Annotated in this window: 24 protein-coding genes; 19 read left to right on the top strand and 5 right to left on the bottom strand. The window is 68.0% G+C overall.

Annotated features, from left to right (window positions below; translation table 11 throughout):
* Positions 1 to 42 precede the first annotated feature (42 nt).
* The 13 genes from IA22_RS0132420 (at position 43) to IA22_RS0132355 (ending at position 14093) form a co-directional block, all read left to right on the top strand.
* The gene (locus IA22_RS0132420; protein WP_157840963.1) at positions 43 to 1239 is read left to right on the top strand and encodes a hypothetical protein; all 1197 of its coding nucleotides are present in this window, start codon (positions 43 to 45) and stop codon (positions 1237 to 1239) included.
* Positions 1240 to 1467: 228 nt separating this feature from the next.
* Entirely contained in the window at positions 1468 to 3084 is a 1617-nt protein-coding gene (locus IA22_RS0132415; RefSeq protein ID WP_030125708.1) for an FtsK/SpoIIIE domain-containing protein, read from the top strand.
* Positions 3085 to 3301: 217 nt separating this feature from the next.
* A complete protein-coding gene (locus tag IA22_RS0132405; RefSeq protein ID WP_245229643.1) occupies positions 3302 to 4270 on the top strand; it encodes a C40 family peptidase in 969 nt (322 codons plus the stop codon).
* Between the two features lies 1 nt (position 4271).
* A complete protein-coding gene (locus IA22_RS0132400; protein ID WP_030125706.1) occupies positions 4272 to 4541 on the top strand; it encodes a hypothetical protein in 270 nt (89 codons plus the stop codon).
* Positions 4542 to 4551: 10 nt separating this feature from the next.
* Positions 4552 to 5844, top strand: coding sequence for a hypothetical protein (locus IA22_RS0132395; protein ID WP_030125705.1), 1293 nt, complete (start codon positions 4552 to 4554; stop codon positions 5842 to 5844).
* An 86-nt stretch (positions 5845 to 5930) separates the two neighbouring features.
* A complete protein-coding gene (locus IA22_RS0132390; RefSeq protein ID WP_030125704.1) occupies positions 5931 to 6998 on the top strand; it encodes a hypothetical protein in 1068 nt (355 codons plus the stop codon).
* Positions 6998 to 9217, top strand: coding sequence for a hypothetical protein (locus IA22_RS0132385; protein WP_030125703.1), 2220 nt, complete (start codon positions 6998 to 7000; stop codon positions 9215 to 9217). Before IA22_RS0132390 ends, IA22_RS0132385 begins: the two co-directional genes overlap by 1 nt.
* Positions 9218 to 9723: 506 nt before the next feature.
* Positions 9724 to 10206: a hypothetical protein gene (locus IA22_RS0132380; protein WP_015579829.1), complete on the top strand. Its 483-nt coding sequence runs from the start codon at positions 9724 to 9726 to the stop codon at positions 10204 to 10206.
* A 191-nt stretch (positions 10207 to 10397) separates the two neighbouring features.
* A complete protein-coding gene (locus tag IA22_RS0132375) occupies positions 10398 to 11321 on the top strand; it encodes a transposase family protein (RefSeq protein WP_015579830.1) in 924 nt (307 codons plus the stop codon).
* A 78-nt stretch (positions 11322 to 11399) separates the two neighbouring features.
* Positions 11400 to 11567 (top strand): hypothetical protein, encoded by a 168-nt coding sequence (locus IA22_RS36925; RefSeq protein WP_157840962.1) that lies wholly within the window; start codon positions 11400 to 11402, stop codon positions 11565 to 11567.
* 169 nt (positions 11568 to 11736) lie between these two features.
* On the top strand, positions 11737 to 12195 hold the full coding sequence (locus IA22_RS0132365; protein WP_030125701.1) for a hypothetical protein: 459 nt from the start codon (positions 11737 to 11739) through the stop codon (positions 12193 to 12195).
* A gap of 108 nt (positions 12196 to 12303) precedes the next feature.
* Positions 12304 to 13230, top strand: a complete 927-nt coding sequence (locus tag IA22_RS0132360) for a ParA family protein (protein ID WP_051694878.1) — start codon at positions 12304 to 12306, stop codon at positions 13228 to 13230.
* Positions 13227 to 14093 carry a hypothetical protein gene (locus IA22_RS0132355; RefSeq protein WP_030125699.1) on the top strand — a complete coding sequence of 289 codons (867 nt, stop codon included), beginning with the start codon at positions 13227 to 13229 and terminating at the stop codon, positions 14091 to 14093. Before IA22_RS0132360 ends, IA22_RS0132355 begins: the two co-directional genes overlap by 4 nt.
* Positions 14094 to 14314: 221 nt before the next feature.
* On the opposite strand, the gene IA22_RS0132350 is transcribed toward IA22_RS0132355, so the two are convergent.
* Complete coding sequence (locus tag IA22_RS0132350) at positions 14315 to 14587, bottom strand: hypothetical protein (protein WP_030125698.1); 273 nt, start codon at positions 14585 to 14587, stop codon at positions 14315 to 14317.
* A 164-nt stretch (positions 14588 to 14751) separates the two neighbouring features.
* On the bottom strand, positions 14752 to 17706 hold the full coding sequence (locus IA22_RS0132345; protein WP_245229642.1) for a DEAD/DEAH box helicase: 2955 nt from the start codon (positions 17704 to 17706) through the stop codon (positions 14752 to 14754).
* A gap of 184 nt (positions 17707 to 17890) precedes the next feature.
* Here IA22_RS0132345 and IA22_RS0132340 point away from each other — a divergent pair, with 184 nt between their 5' ends.
* The 4 genes from IA22_RS0132340 (at position 17891) to IA22_RS0132325 (ending at position 20902) form a co-directional block, all read left to right on the top strand.
* Positions 17891 to 19468 (top strand): helix-turn-helix domain-containing protein, encoded by a 1578-nt coding sequence (locus IA22_RS0132340; protein WP_030125696.1) that lies wholly within the window; start codon positions 17891 to 17893, stop codon positions 19466 to 19468.
* Positions 19468 to 20043 (top strand): hypothetical protein, encoded by a 576-nt coding sequence (locus tag IA22_RS0132335; RefSeq protein ID WP_030125695.1) that lies wholly within the window; start codon positions 19468 to 19470, stop codon positions 20041 to 20043. The genes IA22_RS0132340 and IA22_RS0132335 overlap by 1 nt, the downstream gene beginning before the upstream one ends.
* 161 nt (positions 20044 to 20204) lie before the next feature.
* Positions 20205 to 20555: a hypothetical protein gene (locus IA22_RS0132330; RefSeq protein WP_030125694.1), complete on the top strand. Its 351-nt coding sequence runs from the start codon at positions 20205 to 20207 to the stop codon at positions 20553 to 20555.
* Positions 20556 to 20557: 2 nt separating this feature from the next.
* A complete protein-coding gene (locus tag IA22_RS0132325) occupies positions 20558 to 20902 on the top strand; it encodes a DUF6233 domain-containing protein (protein ID WP_030125693.1) in 345 nt (114 codons plus the stop codon).
* Between the two features lie 138 nt (positions 20903 to 21040).
* On the opposite strand, the gene IA22_RS38080 is transcribed toward IA22_RS0132325, so the two are convergent.
* Entirely contained in the window at positions 21041 to 21169 is a 129-nt protein-coding gene (locus IA22_RS38080; protein ID WP_276329162.1) for a hypothetical protein, read from the bottom strand.
* A 169-nt stretch (positions 21170 to 21338) separates the two neighbouring features.
* On the opposite strand from IA22_RS38080, the gene IA22_RS0132315 reads away from it, so the two are divergent.
* On the top strand, positions 21339 to 22004 hold the full coding sequence (locus IA22_RS0132315; RefSeq protein ID WP_030125692.1) for a hypothetical protein: 666 nt from the start codon (positions 21339 to 21341) through the stop codon (positions 22002 to 22004).
* Positions 22005 to 22246: 242 nt separating this feature from the next.
* The gene (locus IA22_RS0132310) at positions 22247 to 23260 is read left to right on the top strand and encodes a DUF6292 family protein (protein WP_038273266.1); all 1014 of its coding nucleotides are present in this window, start codon (positions 22247 to 22249) and stop codon (positions 23258 to 23260) included.
* Positions 23261 to 23939: 679 nt separating this feature from the next.
* Here the strand turns inward: IA22_RS0132310 and IA22_RS36920 are convergent.
* Together IA22_RS36920 and IA22_RS36915 are read right to left on the bottom strand one after the other, a co-directional pair.
* Positions 23940 to 24623, bottom strand: a complete 684-nt coding sequence (locus IA22_RS36920; protein ID WP_157840961.1) for a DUF6461 domain-containing protein — start codon at positions 24621 to 24623, stop codon at positions 23940 to 23942.
* A 49-nt stretch (positions 24624 to 24672) separates the two neighbouring features.
* On the bottom strand, positions 24673 to 25599 hold the full coding sequence (locus tag IA22_RS36915) for a NucA/NucB deoxyribonuclease domain-containing protein (RefSeq protein WP_157840960.1): 927 nt from the start codon (positions 25597 to 25599) through the stop codon (positions 24673 to 24675).
* Positions 25600 to 26136: the final 537 nt, after the last annotated feature.

The raw sequence follows: 26136 nt of genomic DNA, 5'->3' as shown, positions 1-26136 counted from the left end.
CGTTCTGCTGGCGCGCTGAGACCGCAGCAAGGAAGGAAAGACATGGGAATGCCTGACATCCCGGAGCGCCTGCGCCAGCCGCGCGGGGCAGTGCTCGCCGGTCTGAGTGTGATCACTCTGGCCGTGGCCATCCTGTCGGTGGCCGTCACCTACGACATCCTGGAGCCCGCCTTCGGGGCCTGGGCCGTGCCCACGGTCGGCGCCCTGGACACCCTGTGGGTGATTTTCCAGGTGACAGAGATCCTGGCCGGCAACAACCGGCCCCGCGCGAGGCGGGTGCAGGCGGCCGGACTGGCACTCACCCTCATCAACGCAGCCATCCCCACCGCGCACCTGATCCTCGCGGCCCGGGGCGGCGCCCCGTTCGACCTGGCTGTGGTCATCACCCCGGTCGCGATCATCCTGACCAAGGGCGCCTGGTGGTGGGCGCTGCCCTCGCTCGGGCGGCGCGTATCGGAGACGACGCGGGGCAAGCTCGCCGTCAAGCGCCAGGACGTCGCCGACCGCCTGGAGGAGATGGAGGCGGAGGCCGCTCACCGGATCGAGATGCTGGGGCTCGCGACCGCGCTGGAGACTCAGGTCGCGGAGGCCGAGACCGCCTACCGCGTGTCCGTTCTCAAGGCCCAGCAGACCATGAGCGAGAAGCTGCACACACAGGTCGTGGCGACGGAGAAGGCCATCGCGGAGAAGCCCCTCCCCTCCTCGGTCGCGGCGATCCGGCTGCCGGTGCTGGAGGAATGGGAGCCGACCGCGCCCGCCCTGCCCGGCACACCCGGCACGCCGGGCGGCACACAGCGGCACACCCTCGTCACGCAGGTCAGCGCCCCGGCCCTCGAATCCGGCACACCCCAGGACGAGGGCGTCACACCCGGCGGCACACCCGAGGACGAGGGCGTCACACCTCGCGTCACACCGGAGGAGCAGGCGGCACGTGCCGCCGCTCTGGCCGACCTCGCGGCCGTGGCGGGTGTGCCCGTGCCGGAGCCTGGCGAGCCGCTGACTGACGGTCAGCTGGGCGTGGCGCTGCGGCACCTGCGCTACGTCGATGACCCGCCGCAGTCCTACCGGGCGGCCCGCGACGAGTTCAGGGACCTCGGTTTCGTCGGCTCCGAGCGCCGCGTTCGCCGCGCCTGGGCCGAGCTGATGGAGGCGGAGGAGGAGGCCGCCGGCCCTCAGGTGGACCGCGACGGGGGCGAGGAGCACGCCCAGGAGGAGGAGCCCGAGGACGCGGGCGCCTGACCCGCAGCACCACCCGGACCACCGTCCGGCACCACCGATGATGTCCGGCCCGCACCGAGCGGGCCGGACATCGTCGCGACTGCCGGAAAACGCACAGCAGTCGAGACGGCGCAGACCCGGTGAGTGACCAGGTGAGCGAACTACGCGTTCGCAGAGCCCAGGGCCGCAGACCCGGCGAGCAGCCGCCATGCCACCCACCCGTCCACGCACGACTACGAAAGAGGGGCAGTGACCAAGCAGAGCAAGCCCGACGCCGAGGAAGAGCTGTACGCGCAGGCGGCAGGCGCCATCGGCGTCCTGTGTATCGCGGCCGGCATCCTCGCCGCGATCAAGGACAAGCTCGGCCTCTCCTGGGGAGGCGCCGTGGCCGTCGCGGTCGGGGCGCTCGTCGCACTCGGCTACGCGGCCTGGTGGGCCCGTACCCGCATCCACGCCTACCTGCACCGCAAGAGGCAGCCTGCGGCAGCCTCCCGGCAGGAAGGGCCCACAGGGGACGTGGCAGCCGCTCAGGAGGACGTTCAGGGGCCGCCTGTCCACGCGGGGCTCACGACCGCGCTGTCCCGGGCCGGGGCCATCGGCAAGGACGAGGTGATCCTGGACGAGGACGTCACCGTCGAGCAGCTCGACGTCGGCACCCTCTACAAATTCCTCCTCCCCCCGGGACGCACATCCGAGGACGTGGGCAAGCAAATCGGTTCCATTGCCTCCATGTTCGGCGTCACCCGGCTCCACCTGAAACTGGAGACCAGCCGAAAGAGCGAGCGGCACGTACGCCTCCTGGTGCTGAAGGAGCCGCCTTTCAGCCGTCCGTTCCCGGCGCCTACCCGGCAGGAAATCGCCGATTTCGCCGGGGTGCCGATGGGGCACGACGTCACCGGAAAACTCGTCGGCGTCCCCACCTTCGACAAGGCATCACTGCTCGTCGGCGGTATGACGCAGACCGGAAAAACCACCCTGGTCAACGGCATCATCACGTGCCTTCTGATCGCGTACGGCGATTTCGACCTCTATTTGCTCGACGGGAAACTCTGCGGACTCACAGAGTTTCAGAAGGTCGCCGTCCGGTACGAGGCATCCGACGATCCGGCCGTCCTGGGGAGCATGCTCGACGAGCTGAATGCCCGCGTGGACGACCGCTACACGAAAATGCAGGAAGCCAAGCGCAACCGGCAGCCCGCACCCGTGTTCAAACCGGTTTTCTTCATCATCGATGAAGCCGCCGACTTCTACGTCGACGACGGAAGCAAGGAGTCCCAGGAGACCGTCCGCCATAACGAGGACAAGTCGCGGAAGCTGGTCTCCAAATCTTTGGAGTCCGGAATCTCCACCATCATGATGACCCAGCGCCCTTCCAATGACGCTATCCCGGTCAAGGTGCGCGACCAGTTCCTCTACCGTCTCTGCCTCTACGTGGCAGCAAAGGGAACCGCGAAAGTGGCGCTCGGGGACTCGTATTTCGAAACGGTCGCCCCGATCCACCCCGCACTCCTCGACCCGAAAATCCCAGGCCAGGCCGTCCTGTTCGCAGGCGGAACATCCGCTCTCATTCGCGGATTCTGGTTCGCAGATGAGTTCATCTGGCGGACAGTTGATGAAGCGATCGCCGGGCGAGAAAAGGCGCTTCCGGAGTCGCCTCTGAAGAAAGCCATCGAGCTGATGCGGGGCGACGGAGTGGACTTCATGCTCACTGCCGAACTGGCACCCGCTCTCGATATCACCGAAACCGATCCGACAGAAGCTGGAAAACAGCTCAAGGACCTCCTGGGCGTTACGGCAGGCCGGACCGCGAAGGGGCGCGGCTACAAGCTGGCCGACCTCGTGGCCGCCGCTACGTCGGTCTCGTGACCGTCACGAGCACCGTCATCCCCACCGACATGGAGGCCGATTTCACCGACATGGGCACCGTCATGCGCCCCACCGCCATGACGGTGCCATGTCGGTGCACGGGCCCCGCATGACGGTGCCCGGGCGGTCAGCATGACGGTCCTGACCTGCACAAACATCCAGAGAGCCAGGAAGGAGGGAAAACGCGTTGAGAGCCACATCAGCCGCCACAATCGGCGTGGGAGCCGCCGCGGCCGTCGTCGTCGGCGCGCTCGTGCAGGCGACCGGCGCCGGATCGGCCGGCACTGGGCTCGGGGCGGCGCTCAGCATGTCTGTGCCCGCCGAATACCGGCCGCTGATCGAGGAGGCAGGAAATACCTGCCCCGACGTCAGCCCGAACCTGCTGGCCGCACTCATCACGCAGGAATCCGGCTTCAATCCAAAAGCGCAGTCGCCCGCCGGTGCCCAGGGCATCGCGCAGTTCATGCCGTCAACGTGGGAATCCCACGGAATCGACGGCAACGGCGACGGTAAACGGGACGTCTGGGATCCAGAGGACGCCATCCCCTCGTCCGCGAAATACCTGTGCACCGTCGCCGAAGAAGTCAAAGACGTCCCCGGTGACAGGCAATCCAACATGCTCGCCGCCTACAACGCGGGCAGCGGCAGGGTTATCGCGGCCGGGGGCGTCCCCAAAATCGACGAGACACAGAACTACGTCAGGTCGATCAACGCGTTAGCCAAACAACCCGGCGGCGGAAAGACAGCCACCGGCACGCAGGCTGAAACCGCCGTCAACGCCGCAAAGGGCGAGATTGGCACCCCCTATTCGTGGGGTGGCGGAAACGCCAACGGAGCCTCCAAGGGGAGTTGCTGCTCCCCGAATGGGAGTTCCGGATCGAGCATCACCGGTTTCGACTGCTCCGGACTCGTCCTCTACGCCTACGCGAAAGCGGGAATCGTCCTGCCTCGCACCGCAGCCGCGCAATTCGCGGCATCAGAGCCCGTAACACCCGGACAGATGCGTCCCGGCGATCTCGTTTTCTACGGATCGAGCGCCGCGAGCATTCACCACGTCGGGATCTACGTCGGGGGCGGCTGGATCATCAACGCCCCCAAACCCGGCACCAACGTCCGGTATGACCCCATGGACATGATGTCCGACCTGTATTCCGTCGCACGCCCCGTACCCTCCAAGGAGATCTGAAATGCGCACCTTCAACACCCTCGCTGAAGGCCGGGACCTGTCCACCGGATTCACGGACTTTTTCGCCACCATCGGAATGACCGGTGGCGGTCTCGTCACCAAGGCAATTGCCGCAGTGATCGCCGTCATCGCGGTCCGAATGCTCCTCCAGCTCTCCAACGACCCCAAGGGAGCGCTCAGGAAGGGCGGCCTGGCGATCGGCACGCTTTTCGTCGCGGTCATCCTCGCGATGTACGGAAGCACGCTGTTCTCCACCGTGACGAGCGTGTGAGGACGACACCATGCCGGACAACAACCCCTGCGACCAGATCAAGGGCTACGCCCGCGAGTTCTGTGAGCGCAGCCTGGACGACGGCACCACCGCCCCGGACGGGAACGTCATCCCGCCGTCCGGCGGGGTCACCGACACAGCAGCAGACCTCGTCAAGGACCTCGCCAAAGGCCTCTGCGACACCGTCAGCGAACTGGTCGCCCCCAAGAGCCTGTCAGCCCCGGTGGAACCTGACGACTGGTCATACGCGCCCTTCATGTGGCTCGGTCAGCACATCGCCGTCGCGATCTTCATTTGTGTCGTCGTGATGTGCGCCCTGACCGCATGGCAGGGCCTGCCCCGGCTCAGGCAGATGGGCGCCTCAACCGGTTGGACACTCGTAGCCATCGCCGGAATGTCGGCCGTGCCTGCCGCGATCATGGAACTGAACAAGGCTGTGAGCCACGCGTTCACGGCAGCGTTCAACGCTGACGAGGCAACGCTTTTCGGGTCGATCCAGTCGCACCTTGAGGAGGGCGGCGACGCGGGAAACCCGTTGGCACAGTTGCTGATCATCAGCGCGCTCGTCGTGCTCCTGGCGTTCGCCGGCCTCGTGTTCGTCGCCCGGCAGCTCGGCACCCTCGCGTTCGTGTGTGCGGCGCCCCTGGTGCTCGCCTCCCTCGCACGCGGCGGCGACACCACGGCGGTGCGTGCGTGGCTCAACCGGCTACTCGGGCTGCTCTTCACCCCGATGGTGCTCCTGCTGGTCACCCCGTTCATTCCGCTCACCAAGAAATCACTGGTCCTGGACACCGTGCTGCTGCTCGGTGTGTGCGCGCTGATGCTGCGCATGATCTTCCATGGTGTGCCGTACGTCGGTCCGAGGATCGCGGGCGCGGCCCGGAGCATGGTGGAGAGCCGCACGACGAACCCGGTTGCCCGGGCCGTCGTGCGGGCGGGTGTCCCGGACGTCTACGAGCAGGAGAACGGACCGCGCGGACTGCGCACGGTCCCGACCCCCGCCCGCGCCGTCCACCAGGACCGCGGAGTGCTGCTCGCCGCCTACGGCGTCCCGCACCACACGCGGCCGGGACGGCTGACCACCGCGTCCACCATCAAGCAGGTGAACGAGGGAGCCGAGCGCCATGCCCGGCTGACCGAGGCGCGACGGCAGGCACGCGTTGCTGCGCAGTCCAGGACAGGTGCCCCGCAGCCCCGCCAGGGGCCGCCGGTCTCGCCTGCGGGCACCCGCCCTCCGGCTCCGGCTACGGTCGCTCCGGCGCCGCAGCCGGCCCCGATGCCCACCAGGCCGCCCAACCCGTAGCTGGACCCCCGGGCCGCGCCGCCCGCCCCCGACCATGACGGCCGGGGCGGGTGGCGCGGCCCCCCCAATTTCCTGGAGGAATCCCCGTGTACTCCCTGACGCCCGGCTACCGTGTGCCCGCCCTGCAGCGCGGTCTCAGTCCTGCCGAATCGATGCTGACCAAGACCAATGCCGTGGCCGGGAGCGCCGTCCTCATGTCGGCGATGCTCACCCCGCCCCCGGTGTGGATGTTCGGGGCGGTCGGCGCAGCCGCAGCGGTGCTCAACCTGACGCCGGGCCCCCGCTCGATCGGGCGCTGGGCGGCTGTCGGATACCGGCGGGTCCGGGAGCGCACCGCGCCCGACTCCATGACCACCCGGCCGGGGACTACCCGGACGTGGACGCTCTACCCGCATCACGGCACCATGCAGGACCCGCACCGCCGGACCGAGTTTCACGCCGCGTTTGCCCGCGCCCTGAATTTCGCGGGGGAGCAGGCCCGCAACGCAGGGATTCAGGTGCACGTGACCCATCACTCTGTGGTCGGTGCCACCACCGACCACACACAGACCATCTCCGTGCACGTCCCCAAGGGGCTGGCTCCGGCTCGTGTGGTCGACACGTTGGAGGGGGAGTTCGCCGCGCTCGGCACCTTGGCGCCCCTTGAACTCGAGCCCGTGCCTGAGGTGATCGAGCGGGGGCCCGGGTGGGCCGCGCTCGACGACGGCCGATATGCGGCCACGGCCCGCATCACCGGCTGGCCCGAGGAGAGCGGCGGCGACCTCATGCCGCGACTGCTCCTCGGACAGGACGCATCCCGCTCCCTCGCCGTTCTCTACCGGCCCCTGCCACCGGCACAGTCCCGCCGCTCGGCCCGGTGGCAGCGCGCGGCCGGCGAGGCGTTCACCACCGACAAGATCAAGGCGGACGCCCAGGACCTCGCCAGTGGGACTACCCACGGCGCGCTCGTCCAGGGCGCCACGCTGGTCGACCTGGACGCCTACCTGACCGTCTGGGGCGAGAGCCCCGAGGACGTCACGGACGCCCGGTGGCAGGCCTCTCTCACCGCCGATCGGCACCGTATCCGCCTCGACTGGCTCACCGGCCAGCAGCACCGCGCACACGTCATGACCACCCCGCACGGAGCCTCCACCCAGAAAGGGGCGATCCTCTAATGATCCGCCTGGCCTCGACCCACGCCGCGATCACCGCGCCCCTCGTCACCTCCAGCGCGCGTTTCCCCGGTATCACGATCGGCCGGTCCCTGCTGGACGGAAGGGAGTTCCGCCTCTCCCCTGTGCTCACCGAATCCGCGGTACTGCCCTCCACGAATTCGCTCGCGCTGGGCGGTCTCGGCTCCGGGAAGAGCACCACGGCCAAGGCACGCATGGCCCGCGAGATCCGCGACAACGACCACCAGGCTGTCGTCATCGACTCCTACGGCGAGGACAACGCGGGGGAATGGGCACCGATCTCCCGCGCTCTGGGCGGACTCGTCATCGACGCGCGGAACTTCACCCTCAACCCGTGCTCGGACCTGTTCCCGCCGCAGGTCCGCGAGCAGCTGGTCCGCTCGCTCATCCTCGCCGTGGAACCCGCCGCCCTGACCCCGCAGGCCACGCATGCACTTCAGCACGCGTTGAACCACCCCAAGGCCACGGCACTCGGCGGGCTCGTCGACGCGCTCACGAACCCGGAGAGCGGCCGTTGGCCGGCGACCAAACTGGGCGAGTGGGGCGAGGGAACAGCGATCGCTCTGTCCCGCTACACAGAGGGTTCGCTCCGCGGGCTCTTCGACGGCCAGGACGCCGGTCTGCCGCCGGTCGACCTGCCCATGCTGAATTTCGACTTCACCGGCCTGGACCGCAACTCCCCGGCGATTCCCTCACTGATGGCAGCCGTCACCTGCTGGGTGGAGCACGTGTGGCTGCCGCAGTCGACCGCCGTGCACCGCCACCTCGTCCTCGAAGAGGCATGGCAGATTCTCCTGTCCCCCGCCACGAGCGAGCTCATTCAGCGTCTGCTGAAGAACAGCCGCAAGGCCTCGTTGTCGCTGGACGTCGTGATGCACACGCTCTCCGACCTCGGCGACGGCAAGGCCCAGGACCTCGCCCGCCTCTGCGAGATCGCCCACGTCGGACGTCTGGGACCCGAAGAGGCCGCCAACGTCGGCGCACTGCTCGGCCTGCCCTCCTGGGCCGTCAGCATGATCCCGACACTCGGCCCCGGACAGGCCGTCTGGAAGGTCGGGCCGGACTACGTCGACATCATCGAGACCGTACTGACAGAGGAAGAAGCCGCCCTCACCGACACATCCTCACGGCGCCGCCAGGCTCAGCAGGCCGCCGTCGTCGAGCAGGAAATCCCCCTCGACGACGAGGGCCAGGAGCACGAGGCCGACGAGGACCAGGAGCACGACCACGGCCGCGCAGACGACGCCGACGCCGTGCTGGCCAAGACTGTGCCCGCCCCTGATGACGAGGAGGATGAGTCCGGGTGGTTCTGGGAGATGCCGCCGAACGTCGTCGACTGGCATGACAGGGCTCTGCAAGCCGCCATGGAGGGGCGGTGCGCTGAGGCTGCGGACCTCGCAGCCCTGGGGGAGCGGGAGGACATCGCCGCATACGGCATCAACTCTGATGAGGCCGTTGCCTGGTTGTCCACCCGGGCCCGGGTGGCTGATCTGTGCGGAAGTCCCGACCGGGCGGTGCAGTTGCGCGCTACCGTCGCCCGCATGGGCAAAGAGGACATGTGGGCTGGGCCAGCCCACGACATCACCCCGGCCGCGAACCCGGAATTCCGCCAGCCCGAAACGGCCACCGATGACGACCCGACCCGCGACAGCCTGAAGCGGCTGTGGCCCGCCGCTGCGGCCATCGTGGCACTCTCCCTCGCGATCGCGTTCGTCTGGGACAACCCAGGAGGCGAGGCCAAGCAACGCCAGCAGAACGAGCAGCGCGCAGAGAAAGCCGCCGCTTCCGCAGCGGCGCCTCCGTACGAGGGCGAGGCACGGGCACCCCTCTACATTGACGGCGTGGGGGCTGATCTAGTAGCCGAGTGGACCGATGACAAGAAGCGCGTGATCGTCAAGCTGGTATCGCCACCCAGCACGATCACCCAGTACCTGCGCATCGACGTTGGCGGCAAGAGCGCGGTAAGTGAGGCCGTTGGAGGGCGGAGCATCGGTGAACTCGCTGATGGCCAGGTGGTCAAGATGCCTGAAATTGTCCTGCCAGTGGAGGACTTCCGGGCTGATGTGACAGTCCGGGCGGCGATCGGTGGCGTCGCGTGGAAGAAGGGGGCGCGGGCAGAGTCCCGCGAGATCCGCCTCTCCCCGGTCACCGGTCTCGCCTACGACGCCAAGACCGGCAAGGAGTTCGGGTTCGGCGACTGACCGACAGGGCTGGCGAGGACCGCACAGGCTGCCTGGCATCACCTGGTGCGAAGAGCGCAGTGCCCGGGGTCGTCCCCACGACGTCCCCGGACTTTTCCCTCCCGTGCCAGACCCGAGAAGGAGCCCTCAGTATGCCCGCACTCTGGGCCTACTCAAGGCCGTTCGCCTCGCCGCTCTGGCACGCACCAGCCCTCTCTCCTCAGGAAGTTACGAACCTCCCCCACGATCGTTCTGCCGTTCAGAACCCCTCGATCTCACCTAACGGCGTGGTGCACGACAGCGGCGGTGGCTCACCGCGCCGCATCGCCGACGTCGGAGGCCCGCGATAAGACGGAGCGTGGGCTGCCGTTCGTCGAGGTGCTGTCCTACAAGTGAGGTGTCGACGAGCGCAAGCCCGGGAAGATCGTCTGGTGCGAGTTTTCCGGGTGGCCGTGAGGGCCGTCGGGCCTTGTGGGCCGTCCGGCCGTCCGGCACGATGTCGGTCATGATGACCTACCGAAAGGCCCATGCCGCGTAGACGGCCCGGCGCGCTGCGCGCCGAAAATCCGGTCCCGCCCGTCTGGGGCCCTTGGACCGATCGAATTCCCGGGCTATCCGAACGCACCTGCGCCGAGATCCAGCGCACGGAACGTGAGCACGACGACTGCCGGGCCGGGCTGTGGGACGGCCTGTGGGACGGGGCGGTGGAAGCCGCGCTCAGGCACTACCGGGCGTTCCTGCGACAGCCCGGCCGCTACCTGGACCTGTGCTTCGAGATCTCTCCCCACCCGGAGTCCTCACTCGTCAATGTGGCGAATGCCCGGGACATCCTGGAAGAAGCGTTGCACTTGCTGCCCTTGCCCGCCCGCGCCGAACTCGGGCGACTGTTGGCGCCCCTGGACGCCGAGCTCCGACGCCGGACCCTGCCCGACCCGCACGCCTACCGGCGCTTCTGGCGAGGCGGCGGATGGTGGCACCGGCGCCTCTACGACAGTGAACTCCGGTGGTAAGGGACTTCGGCTCGACCGCGTCGCGCCTCAACTTTGATGAGGCGGGGCGGCAATCGACCTAAAGTACCCCCGCCAGAAACGCTGTGCTGGGCCAAGCTGAGGCGAGAAATGGTCGAACTGGGGCACCGGGCGTGTGTGGGAGGAGACGGCCGGGCCGTGACGTGAGGAGAGCCCTACGGGTTGGGGAGAGCGTGACGTCTGCCTTGGCCCGTACGGCTCTTTCGCATCATATCTGCACTGGCATCCAGAGGCATCGACTTGGTGCGCTCATCGCCGAGTTGGCTGTCCCGTGGAAGGCGCGGCAGGATTCCCTGCTGCGTGACCGCCGAGGTCACGACCGCCTGCGGGCCGAGGGCGGCGGGCCTGGCCATCAACTGGTTTTCGCCGATCGGGTGATCGCTACCCTGGTGGTCCTGCGGTTCCAGCTCCCGCACGCGGTTCTGGCCGTCTTCTACGGCGTGGACCGCTCCACCATCACCCGCGCCGTCCATGAGATCCGCCCGCTCTTGGCGGCGCGCGGTTTCGCGGTCCCCGGCGAGGCCGGACTGCGCTTGCACACGATGGCCGACGTTTTCGCCTACGCCGACGCGCGGGGCGTTGAGCTGCGGCTCGACGGCACCGAGGTGCGGGTACGGCGCCCGAAGGCCGGCAGGCCCGGCCGTCGGGCCTTCGTCTCCGGGAAGATGCGGCAGAACACCAAGAAGGCCACCGTCATCACCGATGCGAAGGGCCGCACCCTGTGGACGGGCGCGATCCGGCCGGGCCGCATGCACGATCAGACGGCGGTGAACACCGAGGGGATCGGCGACCTGTTCGAGCGGTATCCCACGGTCAAGGCGAAAGTCGACGCCGGGTACCGGGGCCTGGCCAAACAGTTTCCCGACCAGGTCCAGGCACCGCCGAAGAAGCCCGGCAAGGATGCCCCGGCCAACGAGGTCACGGCATGGGAACAGGCTCGCAAGCAGCAGTCCTCGGAGCGGATCTGCGTCGAGCACGCCAACGCCGAGCACAAGCAGTGGCGGCCCCTTCAGCGGTACATCGGACGTCGCGAGTACTACGACGAGACCCATCTGGCGATCGCCGGCCTGGTCTCCGACCGCACCTCCATGCGGTGATCACCCAACAGCCGAACCGCCAGGACAGCACATCCCGACCTCAGTCGTGCACCACGCCGTAAGAGAAGGGCACATCACATGAGCACATCCGGTCGGACCGCACTGGAGATCCCGAACTTTGACCGCAGCTGGCTCCCGCAGGACATCACGGGGTGGCTCGACACCGTGGAGGAGGACGAGGGCGTATCCGAGGCTGATCTCGCGCGTGCGCGCACGGCAGTAGCCGAGGCCCTGGGAGTGGAGTGACCGGCCGTCTCACCACCGGAAGGCCGTGACGACCCAACCCGCGAATATGACCGAGCCCCGCCGTGCCCGCCCAGGGTGCGGCGGGGCTTTTTTGCGTTCCGGGAGGAGCCGCGCCGCAGCCGACTGCCGCAGACCATTTGGTAAGCGGAACGGTATTCAGGGCAGGCGTGTGGACGTGAGCGACGAAGAGAGCAGCACCCCAGACGACGCGCACCAACGCCCCGCAGGTGTGAGTGACAAGACCGTTGAGGCCCTGGGAGCCCTGTCCAAAGCACTGGAGACCACGGAACGGGCCCGCGGTGCCCTCTACGAATTCCACCAATTGACCGGCACCGCTGATTTCCAGATCGGTGACGCCGTCAGGCTGCTACGCGAGGCCGGCCACACCGACGAAGCCGACACCGTCGAGCGGGACTTGCTGGGACGCAACGTCATCCCGGGCCACTGGACCTTCCAGATCATCGAGGCCTACAACGAGACCTACTACCGCCCCTTCACCGCTCTGGAACGCCAGCTCGTCCAGGACCTCGCCCAGGGCCGTGACCATCTCCTCGAAGCCGAGCTGAAGACCACACGGAGGCCCACAGGAGGCACCCCGAACGACACTGACGGGCACGCCGCTTCCTAGCGGTGGCATCCGTCCGTGACGGACGGGGGCCCGCATCGGTGCGTTCCGGCCCGCACCCGCGTGGGAGCATACGGGCGGCACGACCCCGTACCGACAGGAGCAGCAGCCATGCTGGATGACGACGACACCCCGCTGATCAACCGGGACGACCTGAGTCGCACCTACGTCATTGCCAACGGAAAGGGCGGCGTGGGCAAGACCACGCTCGCCTCGAACTTCGCCGGTCTGGTCGCTGCCGACGAAGGGCGCGTCCTCCTGGTCGACGTCAACGGCCAAGGCAACGTCGGCCGGGACCTCGGCTACCGGAAGACCGCTGTCGACGACGAGGGAGAGGCATTCTTCGAGTCCCTGCGCACCGGCCGACCGCTGGAGCCCGTACGCGACGTGCGGCCGGGCCTCGACGTCGTGGTCGGTGGTCACCACATCGGCGCCGCCCCCGACATGCTCGCTGCGACCTTCCGGCTGCAAGCCCACCGCCAGGCCCTCGCCCTCGCCGTGTGCCTGGCCCCTATCGCCCAGGAGTACGACCTCGTCGTCCTGGACAGCGCTCCGGAGAACCCGCCACTCCAGCAACTGGCCCTGTCCGCCGCCCGCTGGATGATCGCACCCACCCGCTCCGACATGGCGAGCATCACGGACGGCCTCGGCAGCATCTCCCGACAGGTCCAACTGGTACGCCGCAGCGTCAACCCCGAACTCGAACTCCTCGGCGTCGTCCTCTACGCCACCGGCAGCGCGTCCAAGCAGATCCACCGCAACGCCCGCAAATGGATCACCGAAGAACTCGGCACGGACGCATACCTCATGGACACAATCGTCAGATACTCCGAGGCCGTAGGACAGGACGCCCGCAGCCACGGCCGGCTCATCCACGAACTGGAAGAGGCCGTCGCGAGCAACCCGACCTTCTACGACCTGCGGGCCGGACGTAGTACCGGCGCCGTTATCTCCACCACCTCCGCATCGGTCGCGGAAGACCTCGCTACGCTCGCCCGAGAGATCTTGACCCGGGCCGCCGCAGAGGAAGCAGCATGACCACTACCGACGAGACCACCGCCGACGAAACCACCGCCGGAAGGTTCGGCCTGGGCGACCGTCCCCGCCGCGCCTCCGGGCTCGCCGGCCTGGCCCGCAAGAAGAGCAACCCCGAGAGCACAGCTCCAGCCCCAAAGGGCCTGGACGCGATCCCTGACCCAGCCATCGCATACGGGGAAAGCCTCACAGACGCCGACCGTGCGGACCTCGAACTGTGTGAACAGGCAGTCCGCTCCCACCACGCGACGTTCTGGATGACTGGCAAGGCCCTGGACGCCGTCGCCAAGCGACACCTCTACCGCGCCCGCTACGCCAATTTCGATGCCCTGCTGGAAGACTGGGACGTCACCTTGGCTGACTCCAGCCGGATGCGCCGAGGCTGGCCCCTGGCCGCTCGCCTGCTGCCCGATGTCCCCAAGCTCACCCGATCCCACGTTGAAGCGCTCCTGCCGGTCGTCGAGCGATACGGCGTCGATGCCGCCGCCACCCTGCACGCCATGCTGCGCGAAGCTCTCCCCAAGGTCACTGCGAAAGCGATCACTGACGTCGTTCGAGAGCTGCCTGGCCCGCGCAACGCCGACGAATCTGTCGACGCCATTCGTCACCAGGCCGAGAAGATTCTGACGGAACCTGATCAGGAGCAGCGCTCCGAAAAGAAGGACCTCGAAGACGCGGGTGACCCTGCGTTGCGCCAAGCGGTCAGCAGTCGTGCGCGGCAGCTCGCTGATGAGCTGAAGCGTGGTCGAATCTCCCAGCGAGAACTGACCAGCACTCTGACCGCAGCCTTCGCGGACACCGAGGATCCCCGTGTCTATCAGGCGTTGCTCCGCTGGATGAAGAGCCGAGAAGGCAAGGGCCAATGAGGCGTTGGCGGTCCTTCCAAATTTGGAAGGACCGCCAACGCCTCATTGGGAGCCGCGTGAATCCCTGACGACAGCGGCCTGCACCGGGGCGCACCGGACTACAGCGAACGCCCCACAGACGGCCTGTGGGGCGTTCGAGGGGCGAGCGGTCCAACGGGGGATGGGCTGCTCAGCCTGAGTCCTGGTAACGACAGCCCCGGGGGCCGGTTGCGGGTGCAGGGTCAGGGGACGTCGCCTTCCCAGACCCATGGGCCGTCGGGGCGGGTGAAGGTCGGCCCGTAAGAGGCGCGCCCGCCGGGCCCGTACGCGCTGTGCGGGGTGATCAGGGAGGCGCCTGCGGTGCGTTCGTCGGCGGTGAGGCCGGTGACGTCCAGCAACTGCCCGTCGAGCGGTCCGCCGCTCAGCTCGACGTAGTCGTGGCCGGGCAGGGTGGTGTGGGGGGCGGTGCTGTCGTGGTCGGTCCCGTAGATGCGGGGCCGGGTGTGCGCGGTCATGCGCTCAGGCTGCCAGCCGGCCCCGCGCGCCACGCCGGTTTCCGGAAGGCCGACTCCCCAGCGCGAGGGGGGAAGTGCCGGACCGGCGCGGAGTGTTCGCCGGTCCGGCCGGTAGATGATCTCAAGCGGCTGCCCGAGCTGTCTGCCTGTCCTGGGCCGCGCCCTCATGGTCTGGTCGCTCTCGCGGGTGAGAGAGCGGTGGCGGGGGTGCCCTGCGGGCACGGGGGCCCGTTGGGCACGTCATGCGAAAGATTATGTGTGTGGTGGTGTCTGTGATGGTGTGGGGATGTCTGGGCCAGGGGCCCGCGAGTGCGAGCGGGACCGCCGAGGACGGGCCGGTGGGTATCGGTGTCATCGGGGAGGGGCTGAAGGTGCGCGAGGTGAGGGCGCTCCTGGACGGCTGGCAGGACGGGGCCAGGGCCCGTGTGAGCCTCTGGCAGCGAGGGTCCTACGTCCGCACGGTGCGGGGCTGGAAGGCGACCAGCGCGCGGGAGACGCGCGGCCACCGGTTCGAGCAGGCGTCCTGGAAGATCAACAAGCTTGGCCCGCCTGGTCTTGGAATTCGTGAGAAATACACCGAGCTTGACGGGGTGTTCCTCGCCGTCGACGACCACGGTTTCGATGTGGGCTCGGGGCACCGTCACGGTACCTGTGCGGGCCCGGTACTGCTCCAGGGCGAGGATCCCGCGCTCGAACGCCCCGGTCGTGGACGGCGTCTTCTTGGCCGGTGCTGCGGGCAGGGGCGTCAGCCCCAGCGCCTCCAGCCGCTTCTGCTGCTCGGGCAACAGCGCCTCCCACGTGGCAGCGTCGCGCTGTCGGTTGATCCATGTGCCGACGTCGCAGCCGTGGACGAGGACACCGGGCAGGACCTCGGTGAGTCCGCCCTCCTCGGCCAGGAGGGCGCGTGCGGTGGCGTAGTGGCGCTGCCACTCGACGGACCAGCCGGGGTGCCACTCCGGGTCGATGGCCTCCAGCGCCGCCCGCCGCTCCGCCGCCCGGACCTCGTCCTTGCCGAGCCCGCCGGCCTTGCGCAAATTGGCGAGCCACTGACCAACCGCCACCCCTTCGACCACAGCGTCCTTCGGCGCCGCGAGGCTGCCGTGCACCGCGTGGTAGGCGCGGGCCGCGGTGAGGTTCTTCCAGAACCCGGCATCCGCGACCGACCACACCATCCCGAGCTCGTTCAGCAGATCGGCCCGCCACGCCTTGAGCGTGCCGAGCCGGAACGCGCGGCGCTGTTCGCTGACCCATGCGCCCAGCGCATACGCGATGCGCTCCTCCCCGAGTTCCACCGACGCGTCCAGCGGCACCTCAGCACTCCGGTGCTCCTCGACCCAATGGCGCAGGGCGTTGTACCCGGTGAGCCAGATCTCGGAGTCGGGGTGCAGGACGCGGGTGCGCAGGAACAGGGCGATGGTCCCGGGGTCGCGGGGGAGAGAGAACCGCAGCAACGGCACGTTGCTGCCCGCGTGCTCGTCCCCGTCGTCCTCGGTACCGCTCTCGTCCTGGGCGCCGGTTCCGGCCGCGTCGTCCTCGGTGCTGTCCTTGGTCCCGGCCGCCGCCTCGATGTCGGGCCCGTGCTCCTGGTCCTCGTCGGCGTCGTGCTCCTGGCCGTCGCCGTCGTCGCCTTCCTCGCGGACGGGATCGAGCGCGACGACGGACGTCGCCTTTCCCCGGGCGGTGGTGGTGCCCAGCGTCATGCGCTCGATGACTCGTTCGTCATGGGCCCGCAGGCCCTGGAGCACGGCTACCAGGGGCCGGTAGCTGGGGGACGCCATCATGTCGGACGGGTCCTCTCCGGGCTCCAGGAAGACGGGCACGACGATGCGGGACACCTTGTCCTCGCTGGGGTCCTGGCGCAGGCCCCGCCCGATGACCTGAACGATGTCCACGGGCGAACTGCGGGTGTCCGCGAACACGACCGCGCCAACTCCGCGCTTGCCCCGGATGTCGACCCCTTCACCGAGTACCCGGCAACTGGAGAGCACGATCAGCTCGGTGACCCACCCCTCCGCGTCGATCCCGTCCGCGAACCTCCTCAGAACCGCACGGCGGTGGACGGCGGGGTGTTCCCCGGACAGCCATTCCGCACCGACCCGCCCGGGGTAGGTGACAGGGTCGGTGGCGTGGAGCTCGGCTGCCGTCTCCGGCAGCGCACGGGCAAAACTCATGGCGTCCAGGGTGCGTGAGTGGAACGTCATGAACGACCGCACCCCGGTGGTGTCCGCGTGCTTGAGCAGCGCTTCCTGGAGCGCGGCGAGGCGACGGCCGCGCCGCTCTTCCACCGACGCGTCGGGTCCGGGTGACTGCGGGTCACGGATCTCTAGGACGTCGATCTCGAACCGGGCCAGGACGCCACGCTCGACGCTCTCCATCAGCCCGAACTCGAACAGCACCGGCCCGTACAACGTCTCGTCGTCCATCGAGGCGACCAGACGCCCGCCGGTCTCGTCCGCGCCGGCACTCCCGGGCGAGGCCTCCCACAACCGGGGGGTGGCCGTCATGTACAACCGTCGCACCGCAGGCACCCGCGCCTGGTCGTGGACAGCGGCCCACGCCTTACCAAGATCACCTGAAGTTCTGTGGGCCTCATCGACCACCAGGAGGTCAAACGGCCGCATGGTCTGGCCGTAGGAGCCGCGCAGTGCGCGTTCCAGGGCGCCCGGCGCGGCGCCCGTCTCCTCGTCGCCCTGGTCGTCGTCCAGCCCTTGGGGGGAGAGGCTGGCGTACGTCGCGAACACCAGCAGCGGACCCTCGCCACCGGTCCACAGAGCAAGTTGGGTCGGGTTGGTCGTGCACCGCACATCGAGGGCTTCCAGCAGCGGATCCGCCCCGAGACTGCACACCGCGACGGCCGGGGCGCTGTGGCCGACCGCCCGCCAGGCTTCCACGGTCTGAGTGAGGAGATCCAGGGTCGGGACTAGGACGCCGACCACGCCCCGGGGAACCATCCGAAGCGCGGCCACCGCAGCCGTGATGGTCTTGCCCGAGCCGGTGGACATGTGGACCTGCCCGCGCCGCCCCCAAGCGGGCATCGAGCCATCGAGGGGGAGGGCCAGGCCCTCGATGATCGAGTCCACGGCCTCGACCTGATGCGGCCGAAGCGAGATCCCCTGCATACCCACCACTCCCTCACTCCCTCACGACCTGCGGATTCTCTGGAGCACCGGACGGCGCGAGGCGTTGCCCGCAGTCTCGCCGTTCCGTTGTCCTGATGGCGACCGTAACGCATGCGTCCAACTGATGTGCAACTAATGCCGAATCTTGCGCTAAATGTCGTCCAACTGCGCTAGGGTTCGGGGTATGACGGAAAAGCTCAGCGTGGAAGCGCTGCTCGAAGAAGCACGTCTGAACGCGTCGATCCCACCCCCGGCCGAACGCCTGAGACTGAGAGAGGCTGCGAAGCTCTCCCGCGCCCAAGTGGCCGAGACCTGCGACGTCGGACGCTCCACGGTCGCCAACTGGGAGACGGGCCACTCGGAGCCGGCCCCACCCGCCCGCCTGCCCTACCTGCGCCTGCTGAAGGGCCTCGCCGAGATCTACCCGCCCGACCCGACACCCGGACCCACCGCGGATCCGGCACCACACCCCGTCCCCGCCCCCGCCTCTGCCTCTGTCCCGGCCGCGTTCACTGGCGCCCCCGAGACGCTGCGCGGTGCGGACGGGCGCGCGATCGAGGGTGACCCCGGCCCCTGCATCCGCTGCGGCATCGAGACGACCTACCAGTCCACGGACGGCCGCCCGCTGCACTCCGGTGCGATGTGCCAGCCCGCAGACCCCGCCGCCCCGCAGACCACACCGCCCGCCCCGGCCGCGCCCGCAGCCGCCGTCCCGGCGTCTGTCTCACCGACCCCGGTGCCGGTGCCGAGCCGGCCGGAACGCCGTGCCCGCAGTGCGGCCCGCGCCCAGGCCGACACCACGGCCCTGATCGCCCGCGCTGTCCAGGACGAGGCCGAGCGAGCCGGGGGCGACGAGGACGCGGCGCTGAAGGCGCTGATCAAAAGGGCAATTCCCGATGTGATGCACCTGTTCAACGAGACCCGGGCCACCGCCCGTTACGACTACACCGCCTACCCCGCCCTGCCCGACGTCCTGAAGAAGCCGTCCAAGAAGGACCCTGACCAGATCTGGGAGGCCCGCCCCAAGTTCCACCACCCCGGCTACTCCCTGAAGGTCCCAGGCGACGTCAAGGTCACCGCCCTCGACGTGAACGCCGCCTACCTCTCCGCCCTCAAGTGCTGGCTCCCCATCGGGAAACTCGAGCACAGCGCCGGGTCGGACGGGATTGACCCGAAGCGTTCCGGTGTCCACCTGATCACCCCGGGGGAGTGGGCCCACCCGCACCTGCCCGACCCGATCGGCGACCGCGACGAACCCGGCGCCCTCTGGGTCACCAACGCCACACTCCGGCTGCTCCAGCGCCTCTCCGGTCCGAAGTACGGCCTGACGGACGCTCCGGTCATCCACGAGTCGTGGACGTCCGGCGCGACGGAGAACTTCCTGGACGCGCTGCGCAAGCTGCTGTCGGCCGCCCGGGACGAGGCGATCGAGAACAACGACACCCTGACGCTGGAGTACGTCAAGGCCATGTACTCCAAGTTCATCAGCACGATGGGGGAGTCGATCCATAACCGGGAGATGGTCCGCCCCGACTGGATGCACATCATCCACTCGCAGGCGTACGCGAATCTGTGGGGGAAGGCGTTCAAGGCGTCCACGGCCGGGCTGGATGTCGTCGCGATGATGGGCACCGACGAACTGCACGTCACCGGTGACTGGCGGCGCGTGTTCCCGGAGGGTCGGGGCGTCGCGCAGATGAAGGTCAAGCACGGCGAGGGCAAGGCCACCGGTGAGTACACCGTCGGCACGGTGGGCCGCTGATGGCCGGGCGCTGGATGGACCTTGGTGCGCTCAACGCCCGGGGCCTGCCGGGTGCGGACGCGCTGGGTGTCGCGATCGAGCGCATGGTGACCGGCATCGCCTCGTCCGTGGAGAGCGAGCGCGGCCTCGCCGCGCGTCTGAACTACCTGACCAAGACGGACGCCGGATACGAGGCGATGGACCGCGCCGGCATCCACGTCTCACCCCGCACCCTCATGGCCTGGCTCGCGGAGGAGCGGATCCCGAACAAGGCGAACCGGTCCCGGCTCGATGCCGCGTACTGGGACCTGCGACGCCGCAACGTCGCCGCAGACCTCAAGAAGCGGTTGAACAACCACGGCCGCGGAACCCGCGTTGAGATCAACCCCGTCGACCAGACCCGCGTCGAGGGCAGGCACCAGCGGGACCTGTCCAGCCGCAGCCTCAACGTGCGCGGCGTGTGGGACCGCGCCGTCGACGCTTGGATGAACGACGACTACGACGAACTTGATGCCGTGTGGGACGACATCATCGAGGACCTTGGATCCGAGTACGACGCCTACAGCAACGTGTCCTCGGTCGGCTGGGCCGCCTGAGAACCACGTGGGCACCAAGCGCACCGCACCCCGGCATTGCAGCTGCCGGGGTGCGGTGCGTTTCGCATGGTAGTCCCGCCCTCGACGGGGAGTGCGTGCTTTCGGGCGATGGCCCGGTGCGGCATTCGCCTCCCAAATTCGAACAGGCATACTATTGATGGGTGCCCGCCTACGACTTCCCCCAGGACCTCCTCGACGCCCAGGCCGCCCTCGACGCGGTGCAGGCCGAGCATGATCTGTTCGCCCAGACCCTGCCGTGGTCAGCCGAGCCCATGCCCGGCTGGAAGGCGGACAAGAAGCTGCACAGCGACTACGTGCCGGAGAAGGACGACAGCCCCGGCTACACCCCCGAACAGGCCGAACGCCTCGCCGCCTACCGGGCCCGCATCCTGGAGCTGACCACCCAGATCATCACGCACCCCTACTGGGCCACGCTGTCCGGACCGGACCGTGTGGAAGCCCGTACCGCGCTCAAGCACGCCCACGACACCCCCGCCGGCCCCGACGCGTAGCCATGCCCGACGACACCCCGACCCCCGGCGCCATCAGCGACCTGGACAAGAACCAGGCCCTCCTGGACTGGCTGCGCTGGCAGGTCGCACAGACCGAACGACGCGTCCGGGAACTCAAGATCCAGCAAGCCCAGGAACAGGCGCGCCGGGAGCGGGCACGGGCCGAGATGGCGTTCAAGATCCAGCCGCAGCGCTCCTCGTCCGCCGCACTGCTCCACCGTGGCGGCTGCGCCACCTACCCGGACCAAGTGGGCTTGATCTCCCGCGAGGACGCCCTGGTGGCGCTCGCAGAACCGGACATCGAGCCGTGCGAGGTCTGCCGACCGCAGACCGGACTCCTGACCTGACCGGCAGGGGCTACCGCTCCGGCGCCTTCCCCTCGAAGAACAAGAAGCTCTCTTCCCCTCGACGACCGGGAAGACGCGGCCCGTGGTGCCACTACCTCCAGTGTCCGCCCCGGCGCCGCACACCGCCCCTGCCCGGAGCTACGCCGCCGCGTAGGTGTGTGCACGTCCGCCCCGCCACTCCACCCATTGCGGCTGATCGAGCAGTCGTTCCGCGTCCGGGAGCCCGGCCCGGCGCAGGAACTCCACGACGTCCTGGTCGTCATGCACGAGCTCGGTCGGCGAGAGGCGGTAGGGAGCGCACCGGTTACGGCGTCTAAGTCGCGAGCAGGCGTCGCCAGACCGCTCTGCCTACCATGGTTGACACTAACTGATTCGAGTGTCTACCTTGGTACGCACAGGTCGCCAAAGTCGACCACCAACGCGCCGTGGAGGCACCGTGCAGACCGTCACCGCAGAAGAGGTCACCGGCATCACGCGGGAGGACGTCGTCATCGCTGAGGAGCGAACCTGGATCGATGAGTCCTACAGCCGTGGGACCACCGGCGCCGGCCAGGAAATCGTCATCATCGAGTCGGTAAACGGCGGCACCGAGTTCTTCACTGCCGACACCGAGAGGGATGCCCAGCGCTGGATGCTGCACCAGATGGCAGAGAGCATGCGTGTCACAGAAGAGCCCACGACCGACATCACGTTCTCCTGGCCGGCCAACCGCCTGGACGTGGACTTCGCAGCAACACGGACCGACTCGCGGACCGGCGCCTACTACAGCGTTGTTCGCGTCGGCGAGCGCATCGAGATCGAGGAGCACGACGATGCGGAGAGCGCCCTTGTCTCTGCCACCCAGGGCGCCATCGATCTTGCCCACGCGCTCAATGAGGACGGCGACGACGTGAAGCAGCTCGGAGCCCCGCACATCCTGGCCCGCGCCTACGAAGCGCGGGCCCGGATGTGGCGCACGATCGCAGGTGGTCGCCTGCGAGCTGCCAAGCACGAAGGCATCATCGGGCGCGCCGGGCAGATCACGGCAACTGATCTCGCGGTGAACCTCGGGGGATCCCGCGCCCTCGTGAACAAGATTCTCGCCGGTGAAGACTGGATGTGAGATCCCGCAGGAAACCGGAATTTCCGGGTTCGGGCCGCGCGCGGTCGCGGGCAGCTCGGGCACCGCGGAGACGTAAAAGGCCGGCACCCTCAGTCCGCCCACGGGGGTGAGACGGGTGGCACGGGTACCGGCCGCAAGGCAACCACCCCGAAGGGGGGCCCACTCGCAGCCTACCGCCCACCGGCCCAGGTTCAGGGCCGCTACCGTCGTCCGACACAGAGTTCTGAAGGAGCACCCCCCCCGTGATCAGAGCAGGCCGTCACCACCTCGTGCGCACCCTGGCGGACCTCGCCGCGCAGCAAGGGGTCGGCATCGACCACTACACCCGCCTCAAGCCGTACGCGGTCGAAGGGTTTCCGGCCCCGATCAGTTCGGAGGGGTCCCGTACGCGGCTGTACGACGGCGAGCAGGTCGACGCCTACCTCCTGGGCCGCCCGGTCCCCCCGCTCCCGGAGAAGGACGACGACGGCGACCTCCTGGACCGCCGCGAGTGCGCGGCCCTGATCGGGGTGTCCCCGGTCTCCTGGAAGACGTACAAGAACGACCCCGCCCTCACCAAGGCCCGGGTGGAGGCAGGCGGGGTGGAGCACTGGCCCCGCCGCGCGGTCCGCGCCTTCCAGGAAAGCCGCCCCGGCGACGCCGCGCCCAAGTCCGGCCGGCCCCGGAACACCGGGGACCAGGTCCCGCGCGACCAGGTCGCCGCACGCGTCGGCGAACTGCTCGACGCCGACCCCACCATCAGCGCCGCCACCGTCACCGCCCGCCTCGGTGTCCACCGCAACACCGGGCAGGACGCCCTGACCCGGCTGCGCGCCGACCGCATCGCCGACCGCATCGAGGCCGACCCGGACCTGACGCCCGCCCAGGCCGCCGCCCAACTCGGCTACCCCGCCGGACAGGTCCGCCGTGCCACCGCACGCGCCGAATCCGTCTTGCGCGCCCGCCGCGCCGCCCCGTACCTGGCCGACGTCGCCGCCGCCCTGCACCGCGCCGGCTGGACCACCACCCAGGCCGTGCCCGATGTCCAGCACCCTGCCGACGATCACGTGGTGGCCGTGCTCGTGCTCGACGCCGACCAGGCCCCGGCGGTCGCGCTCGTGTGGGACGAGCGGCACGGGTGGCGCACCGCGCTCTCCCGCCGGCACCCGCTCGCCCGGGGCGCGACCGTACCGCCGCAGGACGACGGCGTGCGCTACCTCGCCACAGGCACCACACCCCCGCCCGACGCCCTGGTCGCCGCTCTCAGCGCCTCATAATCCCCGCCGCATCCCGAAGGGCCCCACCGAGCGCTCCGCGCTCTCTAAGACGCCGACGCGGACCTGCGGGTCCTCGTGTGTCATGACGGGCTTGCCTGTCGCGCTTAGATCCATTCTGACTCTCCAAGTAGGTGATGGGCGGGTACCGAGCATCGCAGTCGGCGGCTGCCCGTAGCGGCGAGTTACCCGCGCTCGATCCCGACGGCAGGAGGCCCATCGGTTACTCCCGGGCGAAGGACTCAGCGGACGTCGGCTCGGGGCGGCTGGGGCCGCCCTCACGAATGGGACGCCGTCTGAACTGCACGCGGCGTTGAGTCGAGGCAGCCCTGCTGCAATAGCGTAACCACGGAGTCCACAGCACGATGGCCCCCTCCCGAGGGCCGGGGAGGGGGCCATCCTGCTGTGCGAACGCCGTGCGGACCACGGCCGGGAGGATCGGCGTTCGGTGCTGCTTGTGGGACGTCCGGGGCGGTTCTCGGCGCGGCGTAGGACCGCCCCGAGATGCCAGCCGGCGAGCCACCCGCCTTGCCCGCCTTGTGGGCGGCGCGGACCAAGAGCGGCGTGTCCTCTGCGTCGTCGACTCAGTGCCCGGCGCAACGGACGGCCTCGTTCTGGGTGGCGGGCGGACAGGTAGAGGCTGACTGCCGCACGCCGCCAGGACAGGCCCAGGCCTGGGTTGTTACAGCGTGCCGAGGTATCGCCCAGGACCACGCGAGGGTCCTTGCCGAACCACCTGGGGCAGCAAATGCGGTACCTCAAGGCGCATGGCGGGCGACTCTGGTAGCCAGGTTGAGGGCAGCGGCTGATGCCTGATCAATTCGATGGTGATAGCGACCCCAACTCGGTCATGAATGGCCTTGAGCGCCGAAATTCCCGCAATCGGTGTCAGGTTCGGATCTCCGAATTCACTTCGATAGCGTTGCGCATCGTCCCAGAGAGGGTGCTCGTCGCGAGCACGGAGCGATCCTATCGCCATAGGTTCAAATATTTCGACGGGTTCAGAATTTACCCAATTCTGAACAAGGTCTACGCCATTTCCGCCGCTAAGGTAGCTAAGCGTTTCCGTTCCTGCCGACATTCTACTTAGGCCGTAGCCGCCCGCCCCCAGTATTCCCCATGTCTCGAAACAGAAGGCCCAATTCCCCAGCATACCAACGCGCAGCAGGGTTCCTTCGGATTCATAATCGACGAGCGAATCAGCCTCTACCAGAGTGAGGGGGGCAGCGTCCGCCGAACTCGCCCCCAGCCTCTGCATTAGTTCATCGCTTGAGACATCTCTGGTGTAGGTCAAACAGAAGGACGGGATTCCAAATTCGAGGACCTTCTGCTCGACCGCCGTCTCGGACCCTGGCGTGCTTTGCATGTTCCACCCCTCCCCTTCACTGCGTCACTTTTGTTGGTATCCGTCTGTGTTAAAAGTGGGCGTTGACGTAGAATTTTTCGAGATCGATGACATGTTGGCTGGATAGGAAGCCGCTGTATTTGGAGCCTGCATCCGTGTTCTGCTTGAGGGGCACATGCGACCGCACACAAGGCTCTTCGAGCGTCACAGGGCGCGCGTCGTCGTACGTGTAAATTGTCCAAACGCCATCCTTGAGTTGGGGGACAATTTCTGCACAGAGCGCGCCGTTCGTTCCTCCTTCGTACGTAGCGGCGAAGGGGTATTCGTCACAAGAATCGGTCGGCACAAGGTCATTGTCGCGCACGAAGGGAACGGTCGACAAATCCTCGCATGTGCGTCGTCGGTTTGCTTGTTTTACCAACTTGTCGTCCAACCGTGTAAGCGCACTGTCCACTCCGGGGCGACTCTTGAGTTTTGTAGTCGCCCAAAAATATGTGGCGGCTGCGGCTCCATACTTGTCATCAATCGGAATTTTGAATATCGGCGTCACATCGCTGATTACACATCCAGTCACCGTGTTGCTTTCCATTGTCTTGTCGCATCGAACCTTGTGATTCAGGGCCCAAGTCGCCGGTGAGATAACTATGCCTCCAGAAGGCGGTTGCGCGTTGAAGGAATAACTGGGTGCCACGTAATCAACCCCGCCAGCGGCGGGAGCGTCACTGAACAACGTGCTGGCAAGTAGGCTCCCTCCCGGAACCATAGGCACGCCGATGGTGGCAAGAGCGGGATTCATCGGGATCGCAGAGCACGCTGAACAGCTTGCCGCGAATTTAACCGTCGCACCACCTGCGTAAAGGTTTGTGCCCGAGATGAACGTGATCAGATCATCTTCCTGCCACGAGCCGGATTTCGGCTTAAGTGTCGCTTGGCCATTCACTGTCCATAGCGCCAAACTGGCCATTCCGGTTTTCGAGTTGGTAAAAGTGGACGTCACGCTAGCGTTATAGCAGTAGGAAAGTCGCCCGTACGTAATCGTGTTGATCTGAACAGAGCAGGTGCCGACGGGGTCGGCATCTGAGCCTTCGTCATCGTCGTGGGCCGGGAGGTCGGCGGACGCGAACGAACGCGTTGGCGTCGTCGTCACCTGTGTGCAGATGGTCCCCGGTCCGGCCTCCGGTGCGGCGACCCCTGCCGCTACCTCAGAGCACGAAGGCTCCGACTCCTGCATAGGAGTGGCAAGTTGCTGCTCGGACAGAGACCGGAGCTCCGCCTTCACTTCGGAAGGGGTAAGAGTGTCGAGGGGTCGTCCCATCCCGGGCGGGGAAGAAGCCGCCTGTGCGGCAGGGCCTGCGCTCAAGGTGAGTGCGGCCCCCACCACAAGAGCTGCAAAGCCGGTCAAGGGGCGCCGCTGCGGGGCAAACATGTGCGTCCTCCTAGGGCCTGTCTTCAAAGGCTGTTGATGGGGCATCATGTGACGCATGGTGCGGCGACACGAGCTCTCGGATGAAGAGTGGGATGTTCTGTCGGGGCT

Origin of the sequence: Kitasatospora papulosa (assembly GCF_000717245.1) — a bacterium.
GTDB classification, from domain to species: Bacteria; Actinomycetota; Actinomycetes; order Streptomycetales; family Streptomycetaceae; genus Streptomyces; species Streptomyces papulosus.
This window is presented reverse-complemented; position numbering and strand designations above follow the sequence as displayed.